General features: G+C 69.1%; 17 protein-coding genes. 8 read left to right on the forward strand and 9 right to left on the reverse strand.

The annotated features are described in order from the left end of the window. The first annotated feature begins 147 nt into the window (after positions 1-147). The 5 genes from MTO99_RS06760 (at position 148) to MTO99_RS06780 (ending at position 4,289) form a co-directional block, all read left to right on the forward strand. Positions 148-822, forward strand: coding sequence for a biotin transporter BioY (locus tag MTO99_RS06760; RefSeq protein WP_243558045.1), 675 nt, complete (start codon positions 148-150; stop codon positions 820-822). Continuing rightward, the gene (locus MTO99_RS06765; RefSeq protein ID WP_243558049.1) at positions 819-1,514 is read left to right on the forward strand and encodes an energy-coupling factor ABC transporter ATP-binding protein; all 696 of its coding nucleotides are present in this window, start codon (positions 819-821) and stop codon (positions 1,512-1,514) included. Before MTO99_RS06760 ends, MTO99_RS06765 begins: the two co-directional genes overlap by 4 nt. After that, entirely contained in the window at positions 1,511-2,104 is a 594-nt protein-coding gene (locus MTO99_RS06770; protein WP_243558050.1) for an energy-coupling factor transporter transmembrane component T family protein, read from the forward strand. The genes MTO99_RS06765 and MTO99_RS06770 overlap by 4 nt, the downstream gene beginning before the upstream one ends. Positions 2,105-2,154: 50 nt before the next feature. Further along, positions 2,155-3,072: a metal-dependent hydrolase gene (locus MTO99_RS06775; RefSeq protein ID WP_243558051.1), complete on the forward strand. Its 918-nt coding sequence runs from the start codon at positions 2,155-2,157 to the stop codon at positions 3,070-3,072. Positions 3,073-3,221: 149 nt separating this feature from the next. Further along, a complete protein-coding gene (locus MTO99_RS06780) occupies positions 3,222-4,289 on the forward strand; it encodes an IS1249 family transposase (protein ID WP_243558879.1) in 1,068 nt (355 codons plus the stop codon). Positions 4,290-4,564: 275 nt separating this feature from the next. Here MTO99_RS06780 and MTO99_RS06785 read toward each other — a convergent pair whose 3' ends face one another. Continuing rightward, positions 4,565-4,867 carry a hypothetical protein gene (locus tag MTO99_RS06785; protein ID WP_243558052.1) on the reverse strand — a complete coding sequence of 101 codons (303 nt, stop codon included), beginning with the start codon at positions 4,865-4,867 and terminating at the stop codon, positions 4,565-4,567. A 127-nt stretch (positions 4,868-4,994) separates the two neighbouring features. Between MTO99_RS06785 and MTO99_RS06790 the strand changes: the two genes are divergently transcribed. After that, complete coding sequence (locus tag MTO99_RS06790; protein WP_243558053.1) at positions 4,995-5,366, forward strand: hypothetical protein; 372 nt, start codon at positions 4,995-4,997, stop codon at positions 5,364-5,366. Positions 5,367-5,387: 21 nt separating this feature from the next. Further along, a complete protein-coding gene (locus MTO99_RS06795) occupies positions 5,388-5,840 on the forward strand; it encodes a hypothetical protein (RefSeq protein WP_243558054.1) in 453 nt (150 codons plus the stop codon). Between the two features lie 253 nt (positions 5,841-6,093). Here the strand turns inward: MTO99_RS06795 and MTO99_RS06800 are convergent, their stop codons facing one another. Continuing rightward, complete coding sequence (locus MTO99_RS06800; protein WP_243558055.1) at positions 6,094-6,363, reverse strand: hypothetical protein; 270 nt, start codon at positions 6,361-6,363, stop codon at positions 6,094-6,096. 405 nt (positions 6,364-6,768) lie between these two features. On the opposite strand from MTO99_RS06800, the gene MTO99_RS06805 reads away from it, so the two are divergent. Further along, a complete protein-coding gene (locus tag MTO99_RS06805) occupies positions 6,769-7,119 on the forward strand; it encodes a hypothetical protein (RefSeq protein WP_243558056.1) in 351 nt (116 codons plus the stop codon). A 35-nt stretch (positions 7,120-7,154) separates the two neighbouring features. On the opposite strand, the gene MTO99_RS06810 is transcribed toward MTO99_RS06805, so the two are convergent. The 7 genes from MTO99_RS06810 to MTO99_RS06840 form a co-directional block, all read right to left on the reverse strand. Next, positions 7,155-7,514 (reverse strand): hypothetical protein, encoded by a 360-nt coding sequence (locus tag MTO99_RS06810; RefSeq protein WP_243558057.1) that lies wholly within the window; start codon positions 7,512-7,514, stop codon positions 7,155-7,157. 2 nt (positions 7,515-7,516) lie between these two features. Further along, complete coding sequence (locus MTO99_RS06815) at positions 7,517-7,885, reverse strand: hypothetical protein (protein ID WP_243558058.1); 369 nt, start codon at positions 7,883-7,885, stop codon at positions 7,517-7,519. After that, positions 7,882-8,322: a hypothetical protein gene (locus MTO99_RS06820; protein WP_243558059.1), complete on the reverse strand. Its 441-nt coding sequence runs from the start codon at positions 8,320-8,322 to the stop codon at positions 7,882-7,884. The genes MTO99_RS06815 and MTO99_RS06820 overlap by 4 nt, the downstream gene beginning before the upstream one ends. 5 nt (positions 8,323-8,327) lie before the next feature. Continuing rightward, on the reverse strand, positions 8,328-9,023 hold the full coding sequence (locus MTO99_RS06825; protein ID WP_243558060.1) for a peptidoglycan recognition protein family protein: 696 nt from the start codon (positions 9,021-9,023) through the stop codon (positions 8,328-8,330). Positions 9,024-9,103: 80 nt separating this feature from the next. Continuing rightward, positions 9,104-9,748, reverse strand: a complete 645-nt coding sequence (locus tag MTO99_RS06830; protein WP_243558062.1) for a hypothetical protein — start codon at positions 9,746-9,748, stop codon at positions 9,104-9,106. 6 nt (positions 9,749-9,754) lie between these two features. Beyond that, entirely contained in the window at positions 9,755-10,627 is an 873-nt protein-coding gene (locus tag MTO99_RS06835) for a hypothetical protein (protein WP_243558063.1), read from the reverse strand. Then, positions 10,628-11,707, reverse strand: coding sequence for a hypothetical protein (locus MTO99_RS06840; RefSeq protein ID WP_243558065.1), 1,080 nt, complete (start codon positions 11,705-11,707; stop codon positions 10,628-10,630). It abuts the gene before it with no gap. Between the last annotated feature and the right edge of the window lie 7 nt (positions 11,708-11,714).

Genomic DNA, 11,714 nt, shown 5'->3' on the forward strand with positions numbered 1-11,714 from the left:
TCGGCACCGGCCCGGGCCCGCCCGGTCCAAAATCCGGGCCCGATTCTTGTACGGCAACGGCCTCGCCGAGGCATCCGTCTTTCCTAGCGTGTTCGCAGGGCGACCGCCCGCGCGCCGACCGGCGCACCGACACGAGGGAGCACGACTATGACCGCAGCCGAGCCCACGGCCAGCCGGGCCGCACGTTCCACCGCGAGAGACCTCGCCCAGATCGCCGTCTTCGCCGCACTCATCGCCGCGCTCACCCTGCCGGGTGCCATCCCGGTCGGCGTCGGCGTGCCGATCACCCTGCAGACCCTCGGCGTCATGCTCGCGGGCTCGATCCTCGGGGCGCGCAAGGGCGCGCTCGCGGTCACCGTGTACGTCGCCCTCGGCCTGGCCGGCCTGCCGATCCTCGCGGGCGCGAGCGGCGGCCTCGGCGTGCTCGCCGGACCGAGCGGCGGATTCCTCCTCGCGTTCATCCCGGCGGCGTTCGTGATCGGGTGGATCGCCGCGCGGTTCGCCCCGCGCCTGCGGCTCGTGACCCTGCTCGTCGCCAACCTCGTCGGCGGCATCCTCGTCGTGTACCTGATCGGCGTGCCGTGGCTCGCGGCCGCCCTGCACCTGCCGCTCTGGCAGGCGTTCCTGGTCGGTGCACTCCCCTACCTCCTCGGCGACATCGCGAAGGCCGTGGTGACCGCGCTCGTCGCGGCCGCCGTGCACCGGGCCTGGCCCGGGCTCATCGCCGCCCGCGACTGGCCGTGGGCGCGGCGCGGCCGCGAGGCATCCGTCGCCGGCTCCGTGACCGCCCCGACGGCGACCGAGGCAGCGGCCGGAGAATGAGCGAGATCGTCTTCGAGCACGTCACGCACCGATTCGACGGTGCGGACGTGCTCGTCGACGTGTCGCTGCGGCTCAGCGAGCCGCGCATCGGCATCGTCGGGGCGAACGGGTCCGGCAAGTCGACGCTCGCGCGCATGATCAACGGGCTCGTCGACCCCTCGGAGGGGCGAGTGCTCGTCGACGGCCTCGACGTCGCGCGGCACGGGCGCGAGGTGCGCCGCCGCGTGGGGTTCGTGTTCACGAACCCCGATACGCAGATCGTGATGCCCACGGTGCGCGAGGACGTCGCGTTCTCGCTGCGCCGGTTGCGGTTGAGCGAAGCGGATGCCGCGGAGCGCGTCGACCGCGCCCTCGACCGGTTCGGGCTGACCGACCTGGCCGACCGGCCCGCGCACCGCCTGTCGGGCGGGCAGAAGCAGTTGCTCGCGCTCGCCGCGGTGCTCGTCGCCGAGCCCGCGGTGCTCGTCGCCGACGAGCCGACGACCCTGCTCGACGCCCGCAACTCGGCACTCGTCGACCGGCACTTCGCCGCCCTCGACCAGCAGCTCGTCATCGTCACCCACCGGCTCGAGACGGTCGCCGACTTCGACCGGGTGCTCGTCGTCGATGCCGGCCGCATCGTCGCCGACGACGTGCCGCAGGTCGCGCTCGAGGCCTACCGCGATCTGATCGCCGCCGTGGAGTCGCCGTGATCGGCGCATACGTGCCGGGCGGTTCGCTGCTGCACCGCACACCCGCCGGGTGGAAGCTGGTGCTGCTCGGAGCATCCGTCATCGTCGTCGTGCTGCTGCGCCCGTGGTGGGCGACCGCGATCGCGTGCGCTGCGGTGCTCGCGCTGTTCGCGCTCGCCCGCATCCCGCTGCGCACGCTCGTGCGCCAGCTCGCCCCGATCGGATGGATCCTGCTCCTCGCGGTGCCCCTGAACGCCCTCTTCGCCGGCTGGGAACAGGCCGCCACGGTGGGCCTGCGCATCGTCGCGTGCGTAGCGCTCGCGGCGCTCGTGACGCTCACGACCCCCGTGACCGCGATGCTCGACGCGTTGCAGCGCGCGATCCGACCGTTCGGCCGGCGCATCGACGCCGACCGGGTCGGTCTGGTGCTCGCGATGACGATCCGGGCGGTGCCGCTGATGGCCGAGATCGTGCGCGAGGTGCTCGACGCACGCCGTGCCCGAGGTGCGGAACGCTCGATGCGCGCGATCGCGGTGCCCGTCGTGGTGCGGGCGCTGCGCACCGCCGACGGCATGGGCGAGGCCCTCATCGCGCGCGGCGCCGACGACTGACGCGCACCGATCATCGCGCGCCGGCCGGGTTCTGCACAGGCGGCCCGCGGATGTCGCCGGGTGCCGCCAGACTGGTCGACGGCCCGCCTCGAGGCGGGCCGTTCCACGTCGCGGAGGGTCGGCACGATCATGGGTTCGGCACGGTCATGATGGGCATCACGCACGCCACGAGCGGCGCCGCAGCGTGGGTGGCCCTCACCAGCACCATGCCGGTGCTCACCCTGGGCGCGCATCCGCTCGACCCCACGGGCGTACTCGCGGGCGCGGCCGTGTGCGCCGGTGCGGCGCTGCTGCCCGACGCCGACCACCGCAGCGCCACCATCGCGCAGTCGGTGCCCGTGCTCGGCCGCCTGGCCACATCGGTCGTCGGCGAACTGACCGGAGGGCACCGGCACGGGGCGCACTCGGCACTGGCGGTCATGGTGGTCGCGGTCGCCTCGTGGGCGCTGTCGCTCGTGGTGCTGCCCGCCGAGACGCTCGGCATCGGCTCGGTCGGCACCGCGCTGGGGGCGGAGCAGATCGCGCTCGGCGCGGGCGCCGGCACCGCGGCGCTCACCGCGTTCGGGCTGCGGGCCCGCGATTTCGTGGCGTCGTGGCCGCTCGCCTGGTTCTGCGGCCTGCTGCTCGGCACGTTCATCGCGCTGCTCGCACCGCAGCAGGCGGCCTGGTTCCCCCTCGCGGTCACCGCTGGGTTCGCCGTCCACCTGCTCGGCGACCTGCTCACCGTCGGCGGGCTGCCGGGCCTGCTCTGGCCGTGGGTGCCCCGACCTCCGCGATCGCTGCGCCCCGTGCCGGTGCTCCGGCTGCTCTGGCTGCCGAACGGCTACATCGCGCTGCCGCTGCTCGGGCGCACCGGATCGACCCGCGAGACCCTGTTCGGCATGCTGCTCGCGCTCTACGCCTTCGCCGGATCCGGGTGGGAATGCCTCGTGCTGCTCGGCGTCGAGCCTGCGCTCGGGGCGGGGTGAGCGTGCAGGGCGCGTCGGAGCGACCGGGGGTTATAGGCAAGAACGTGTGGATGGGATCTTGATCTCGCGGCGGAATCACGCGGCAGCACGAGTATTGTCATGGTCCGCGACCCTTAGTCGTGAACCATCCCTCGAATCAGACGCGCTGCATGGTATGCGGATCGTTGCTCGTGAAGAACGGGACGACCGCGGCCGGAACGCAGCGGTGGCGGTGCCGGGACTGCGGGGCCTCCTCCGTACGGCGACGTCCGGATGTCACCAGACGTGAGCAGTTACGCCGGTTCCTGACCTGGCTGACGGGCAAAGCATCTCAGGCCGAGCTCGGCGGCGGTACTGGACGTTCCTTCCGTCACGACACCGCCTGGTGCTGGGACCTTCAACCCCGCATGCCGATCACCGGTGAAGTCCATGACGCGGTCCTCGTCGACGGCGTCTGGGTCGGGTCCTGGTGCCTCCTGATCGCGCAATCCTCGACCGGGACCGTGATCGCCTGGCAATGGGCCGCAAGCGAGTCCACTGCCGCGTGGGAAGCCCTGTTCACCCAGATCCCACCACCGACCGTGGTCGTCACCGATGGGGGCTCCGGGATCCGTTCCGCACTCGCGCGAACCTGGCCAGACACCAAGGTCCAACGCTGTATCTTCCACCTGCAGATGAACGTGACCCGCGAACTCACACGCAAACCACGCCTGCACGCCGGCAAAGCACTCCGACAGATCGCGCTCGCCCTGACCGATGTCCACACGGTCGATGACGCGATCACCTGGCGGCTCACGCTCGAAGCCTGGTGGCAGAAATACGGGCACCTCACCCGAGAACGCAGCATGTACGACAACGGCCAGTTCGGGTACACCCATCACCGGCTCCGCAAAGCCTGGGTGATCCTGCACCGCGCCGCGCAAGCCGGACACATCTTCACCAACCTCGAGCACGGCAACCCAAGAGCAACCTCACGCTTGGAAGGCCTGAACTCCCAGATCCGCAACCTCCTCCGCCACCACCGCGGCATGCCGATCGAACACCGCCGAAGGGCCGCCGAATGGTTCCTGCTCCTCCACGAGATCCCCATCGATCAAGCACACAAGCACGCCCACCAGCCCGCACCGAAACACGTCGAACCACCGACAGAAGACCCCATCGGACCCGCACTCTACGACACCGCCCTGAGCGCCGAAGAAGGCCTCTGGACCCGCTCAGGATGGGCAGGCAGAACATGACACGCCCGACACCATCCACACGTTCTTGCCTATAAGCCGCGACCGGGCCCGAAGAACCGACGAACCCCGAGAGATGAGATCTCTCGGGGTTGTCGACGAGGGTTCTGTCGTGCTGCTTCTGTATGGTGCACCCCCAGGGACTTGAACCCTGAACCCACTGGACAGCAGACCGTGTTACCTCGTGCTACCTAATGTTCCCTGATCAGGCCTTTCTCGTGACACGGTAGGCGCTGGGAAGCCTAGGGAACGATCCAAAGTGGAGACCAAATGGAGACCTACGACGCCGCCCGGGTCTTCTTCTTGAGCTTCCCGTTCGGCTTCAACGTGTACGTGATCACCTGCCCGCCAGGCGCGAACGCGCCGAGGATCAACAGAACGAGCGGCACGATGAACGCCGTCAGAAGGCCGAGGATGATCAGGAAGATGATGCCGCCGCATCCCCACTGGTTCTTCCGGAACACGACGACCTGCTGCTCGTCGGCGTAGCGGACCTCGAGGCCGGACTGGATCGCTTGGTCGAAGACCTTCGCGAGCGCCGGGTGGCTTGGGCGTGTCACGTTGTTCGATGCTTCCCCCATGTGGGCCATGATGCACTACGGGGTGGGGCCTGCGCATCCATCCGAGGCGGGATCGAACCGCCGAGGGCTCGTCGTGAGTTCGTGTAAACCGTTTGACATTCTGGTTCTTTCGTGTAAACTAGTTTACATGAACACGGAGACCAGCATCACCAGCCGCATCCTCGACGGCGAGATCGTCCTCACCAAGCACAACGGCCACCTCGCCATCGCAGCCCTCACCGAGAAGCTGTACGCGACCCGCCTCATCACCGGCGAGACCGCGCTCCGCCACCTCGTCACCGCGACCAACAAGGCCGGCGAGCCGGTGCCCGTCATCACCCGCGGGATCATCGGCACGACCACCGTCGAAGGTCACGCGATCACGAAGGTGCTCGTCGACGAGCAGGAGATCATGATCCCCGCGGTTGGCCGCTGCGACCACTTCGAGACCGACAACCACGGCATCTGCTACGCCTGCGGCGCATACGTCCAGGCCGACGACGCCGGCCGCTACCTCTGAACCCCCGGATTGGACTGAACGATGCCCGCCACGAAGCACGGCGACGTGTACGAACTCATCGCCGCCTACACCGCAGACCGAGAAACCCCCCGCGGCCGCCGCTGGCAGCACCTCTCGTACACGGCACCGACACCGCACGGGTGGCTCACGTTCCGACCCGATGACGGGCAGAGGTGGTGGCTGATCCTCGAGCTCCCGAAGTTCGAACTCGAGTCGTCCGGTACCGAGTACCTGCCTGCGCCCGAGATGATCATCGAGCAGATCGACGCCCTGCTGCAGCGTGCCGCACCCGACGCGTCCGCCGCTGTCACCGATGGTCTCGAAGAGCTCCGCACCCTCGTGGGTCGGCGTGACGAGTTGACGGCGCGTATCCAGGCGGTCGCGGTCGACACCGTGCGCGCGGGCGGGGAGAAGATCAACGTGGCCCGCGCTGCGAAGGTGAGCCGTCCCACGCTCGACAAGTGGCTGGGGTAACCCCGCGAAGGCGGGGAGCACGTGACCCCTCAACTCGATAACCGGATCATCCCCGCAAGGGCGGGGAGCAGGGTACTACTGCGAATGACACTCGGATCATCCCCGCGAATGCGGGGAGCAAAGCGATGCCGTCATAGCACACCCGGATCATCCCCGCTGAGGCGGGGAGCGTTGCACCACAGACACTAGCCGCCGAGCGGATGGGCGCACAAGGCCGTCGGCGTAGACTGCCTGCCGCGCGGGGCCGGCGCGCCTACTCGGGGGATCTGCGGCGCGATGCCGACACGATCTGAGCCGAGGCGCCGAGGATGGCAGGGATGACGCCAGCGATCGCCGCCGCCGGGTAACCGAGAACAAGCAGCACAACGGCTGCCACCAACCCTCCAACGGTGAGCAACTGTGCCCCGATGGCGCCCACGACAACTGCCGTGGCCTCGGCACGGGTGAGCCGCCTGATCGCATCCGCGGAGACGCGCTCGCCGTAGACGTGCGCTTCGATGATCTGGCGAGCGCTGCCCGGCACAATCTCGTCGTATGCGGCGAGAGTGCCCTCATGCGGGAGCGGCCCGCTGAACGCCCGCGCTACCTCGAGGACTTCGCTGACAGTGTCCGCGTCGCCCGCGCTCTGTCGATCGACCGCACCTTCTGCTGGCGAGAGAGCTGAAGGGCCGTCTGCATCGCCCGAAGGCGGCTCGTGTCGCCCGTCACTCCGACGAACGCCCCGTGGGAGAGACCCCGAAGCGTCGCCTTCCCCGTGCTGTTCATGCGCCAACCCTACTTCCCTTTCCTGCGAGTCAGGTCAGTCTGCCACCACTTCGGTGCCCATGTCACCAGCCACGTGTCGGAATGCAGTTTGATCGCCAGTCGTCGTAGACTCGACGCCTCGCGCGGGCCGGCGCGCTTACTCGGGATCTGAGAGTAGGTGGAAGTGGCCCGTGACCCGCATGCCCGGCAGGAGCTGCGCTGGCATCCGCTGCAAGCAGCAGACGAGATCGAGGTCGGCGTGTGGCGGATGGTCGACTCGTTGGGTCGCGAGTACGGGGAGGTGCGGCTCGTCCGTCGCGGCCCCGAGATCGGGTACCGGGCGGAGTACTGGCCGGAGCGGCATCCGCGCGAGCTCGTCGGGTACTTCCGCACCCTGCGTGCGTCGTGCGAGCAGGTCCACCAGGCGCAGGTGCATGACAACGGTCGGGGGCGGCGTGACGGGTTCCTCACGGCCGGTCTGATCCACCCGTCGGCGGTGCACGACAGAAGCGCCCCGCCGCTCAGCGAGGGCTGAGGGCGGGGCGCAGCTGCCGGGGGGCCGGGGGCGGGTTACGCGGATGCTTCGTCGGATGCGTGGGATGCGGCCTGGGCGGAACCGCGCTGCATCGTCGGTGCGACCTTCCGCCAGAACTGGGAGTAGGCGGCGATCGCGACCACGAACGTCAGCAGGATCGCGGACGGGATCCCGAGACCCGCATACGCGCCCGTGAACCACGCGGTCCCGGCGCCCGCGACCGCTGACACGGCGAACGCGGTCACCGACTTCGCCCACGCAGGCCACGTCGCGGACACGATGATGTTGATGATCACGGGGATGAAGAACCCGACGATCACGGCCCACATCGCGGCATCCGTCATCGTGTCGGGCACGAGCAGTGCGTCGGCTTCACCGACTTCGAGGATGAGCATGCTCAGCTCCTTTCTTCGAGCCACCCTGGGGGCAGCGTCGACTCGATCGCCTGCAGCTCATCGGGCTCGAGCTCGGGTGCCGGATGCTCCTTCGGCCACTGCGCCCACACCCGGCGCAGGATCCGCGACCACTGCGCTTCCCGGTGCCGCAGCTGCGCGACCTCCTCGCGAAGCGGGCCGAGCTTCTGCTCGACGAGCTCGGAGACGCGGCGGTCCAGCAGCAGATAGTCCTCGACCACGGAATGGCCGATCTCGGCCTCGACCTTCGCCGCCGTGGTCTCGTTCGCCCGGCGGTGGTTCAGCCAGGTGCCGACACCGATCGTGAGGGTGACGAGCGTGGCCAGCAGGGTGAGGAGCAGTTCGGCGTTCACAGTCGACCCCGGCTCTTCAGCCACAGCACCGCCCCCGAGAGGTCCAGCACACGCCACAGCGGCAGCAGCTGCAGCACGATCACCAGCAGCGCGGTCGGCACGCCACGCACCGCCAGCGCGGCCACGTACACGGTCAGCAGGCCCACGAGGGGAACCTTGCCGGCCAGCTCGAGCCACCACAGGGCGGGGAACACACTGCCCACGAGTGCGATACCGGCGGCCAGGGCGACGCCGAGGGACCACCAGCCCTGCCAGGCATGCCCGGTGATCGCGACCACCGTCTGCACCCCGACCGCCCACCCGATCAGCCCGAACGCGAGAAACAGGGCGTCCGTCGCCGGGAGCACCCAGGTCAGGATGCCCCGGAACCGCCAGTCGTGGGTGGAGCCGGAGTGCTTGGCCCAGACGGTGGCCGCCCAGATGCGCTTGATCGGCATCCCGGTCAGATGCCGAGCTTCGCGCGGATCTTGCGCAGCGACTCGAAGATGCCGTCACGGGTCGCGGCCTCCTTGCCTTCCTCCTGGAAGGTCGCGTCGTACTGGATCTGCGCCATGCGGAGCAGACCACCGGGCATGCCGCGCCCGCCCGTCGTGCTGCCGGGCACGACATCCTTCTTGAAGAGTGCGTCGTAGATCGCGTTGAGCTGCTTAGCCTGTTCGGGGGTCATGTCGTCCTCCTGAATCGGGGTTGTGCCGCCGCCGGCGGGCGACGACTGATACTGCTGTGCAAGCCGCACAAGACGGTCAAGATCGATCCCGCCCGGGCATGCCGTCGAGTACGACCCGCCATGCCCAAACGCGCAACCCTCACGGTGCCCGCGGACCGTCGACCGGTTGATCGGGATGCCAGCCCACGCCGCATCCTCAGCGATGATCCGCGCCACCGTGTCATACGACGCGTCAGAGATCGTCCACCCCGGCGCACCCGAGTTGTTCGCGATCTCGAACGTGATCGCCGACCCATCCCACGCCGCGTTCGACACAGACCAGGACCGTTCCTCACGCGGCACCACACCGAACGCGCGCCCATCCTCGAACACCTGATAGTTCGCGGACACCTGCTTCGACCCGGTACGCATCATCTCGAGCACCCCGGCCCCGCCGCGGGCTGCGTTGTGGTGGATGATGAACTCCACCACCGGTCGACCGCCACGCGACGACCGGTTCGGGGTCGTGATCGACCCGGCAATATGCCTTGACCAGCTCATAGTTCCTCCGATCAGGCGGGCTTGTAGGTGAATTCGCCGACAAGCTGATCGCCCGCCGCCCAAGAGAACGGCTGCGAACCAGACACCGGCTGCACCGCCCCAGAACCACCACCACGCGCAACCACACGCGCCTGCGACACCGACGAGATCACCGCTCCGATATCAGCCACATACGTGACCGTCGTGGACAGGTCGTACAGGGTCGCGACGCCGTTGTAGAGCTGCGCGGGCGTCGACAGCGCAGCCGCCGTCACCGGCAACGTGAACGCAGGAATGCCCGACACGGAAGCCCCAGACGATCCGAGCGTGAACGCAAACCGAACCCGGATCAGATCACCCTCACGACGCCACTCACACTGATTCGCCACCGACCCGCCCGAGCCAAGGTTCAAGTTCGTCAACGTCGGTGTGTACGCCGTCCACGGCGGCTGCAACAGCAGCCAGCCACTGTCAGCCCCGTTCCGCACATACAAGGTGTTCGTGTCCCGGGTCATGAGGATGCGGCCAGGCCAGCTGTCTGACGACGGCAGCGCGGCAGCGTTCGCGACCGAGAACATGTCCTGCCCGCCGAAGTGATCCGCCAACGCGCCCAGATCCCCCGGAATGTCGAACTCATCCGTTCCCAGAGGGACCGGCGCGCCAGTCACATCAGCCATCCCGCATCAACTCCACTCCATGTAGATACGCCCCGAGGCGGGTGCGGCAGCGTACTCCCGCCACCCGGTCGCGCCTGAGCGGAACCCGACCCCCAGCGCAGAGCCCACCTTCAGCGCGTCCGCGATTCCGCCGCGGATGTCGACCGCGCGGGAACCACCGGGCACGCTGAACACCCCCCCGAGATTCGCGTTGCTCATCGACCCCGGCCGGCCGTTGAACCCGTGCAAGCCCATCGACGACGCCACGCCCGGCACGTTGTCCCAGTTCTGCACCAGGTGCAGCTCCGCACGCGTGACCGACGCACCATCCGGGATCGTGTCCGCAATCGACGTGCCATACCCGTAGGCCGCGGTCCTCGAGTCCGAGATCTGAGCCGCGTCCCCGGCGAACCCCCCGTACCGCCAGTTCCCCGACCATGCCGGACCGAACCAGGCCGCACCCCCAGCAGGTGTCGGCGGCGGCGCCGGGCGCACATACTCCGACCCCTCCGGCTCCACCGAGTACCCGCCGGCGTGCACCACCCGGCCCGCGTGGTCCAAGCGCACCCGCGCCGCGTTCGCCGGCGCGCTCCCGAGGAACGGGTACCGGTAGACCACATGGTCATCACCCTCGACCGTCGCGATCCCGCTGCCCGTCGTCTGGACCGTCCCCATCGGGGCACCCATGATCAGCGCGCACACCGGCTTCAACCCGGCCGTGATGATCCGCACCCGGTCACCCGGCCACGGCGGAGGCCCCGACACCGGGATCTTCATCGTCACCCCGTTCACGTCGACCTCAGCAAGGCGCGCATCCCAATCCATCCGGATGCACAGACCCTCCGTCGTGTCGGATCGGCCCTGCGCCAGCTCGAAGATCCGCTGCTCGTCGCTCACCATCTAGGCCACCTCCGCGACGATCAGCTCCAACCGGATCGGCTCAGTCGGGTCGTTCGGGACACGGATGCCGCGCACCTCACCCAGCACCGCCTTGCCCTGCACCGGGTCACGCACCCACCCGAAGTCGGACAGGTCCAGGAGCAGCCCGATCGCGCCGACCTCGACCGTCACCGTCCGCGACCTGCGGTTCACCAGCCGCGTCAGGATCGTCTGCGCCCCCTCCTGCGCCGCCGACTGCGACGTGTACACCGGCGAGGAATGCTCGTACGTCGACGGCCCCGCCCGGCCCACGCTCCGCGGATCCGAGTCGTCATCCAGCACCGCGAACGCCGAGAACTGGCCGTCGTCGGAGTGCGCCCAGACGAAGTTGAAGAACTCATCCGACTGGGACTCGTCCCAGCTGATCGTGCCGTCGATATCGAACTCCGGCACGCTCTCCGTCAGCCACCGGTCGGCCGGCAGCACCGTCAGCGCACCCTGCCGGGTCAGCCGCGGCCGCCCGTTCACCAGCGCCGCGAGGTTGTGCACCGCCGAGATCCGGTCGTCGTACACCATCCCCGCAGGCACCGGCACATCCTCGACCGACCGCAGCAGCGGGAACAACGCCAGCCGCTGCAACTCGCTCCACATCGACGCCCCCGTCGGAGGTGACGCCGGGTCGACGATCTTGCCCCGCTGTAGCATCCGGAACCGGTCCGCGAGGTCGACACCGACCTCCCAGTCCAGCACCCGGCCGTCCCGCAGCGACCGTCGACCCCCGTCGTTCCCGATGATCCGGAACACACCGAGCGGGATCGTCGCCTCCGCGTTCCGCAACCGCACCACCCGGGAAACGGTGACCTCCTGCCCGAACGGCGCCAGCAGCGCGTCACGCGACCTCGGCAGCAACTCGTCACCGAACCCCACGACCCGCAACGACCCCGACGCCTGAATCTCCCCATCCGCGTCCCACGTCAGGTCCCCGTCCGGGACCACGTTCAGCAGGGCCGTGCGGCCCTGGTACTGCGCCTGCGCCACCACGTACGACTCCACGTTGGAGTCGATCAGCGCAGCCCGCACCTCGTCTACCTCGTCGAACACCAGGCCG

Origin of the sequence: Agromyces larvae (assembly GCF_022811705.1) — a bacterium.
In the GTDB taxonomy this organism is placed as follows: Bacteria; Actinomycetota; Actinomycetes; order Actinomycetales; family Microbacteriaceae; genus Agromyces; species Agromyces larvae.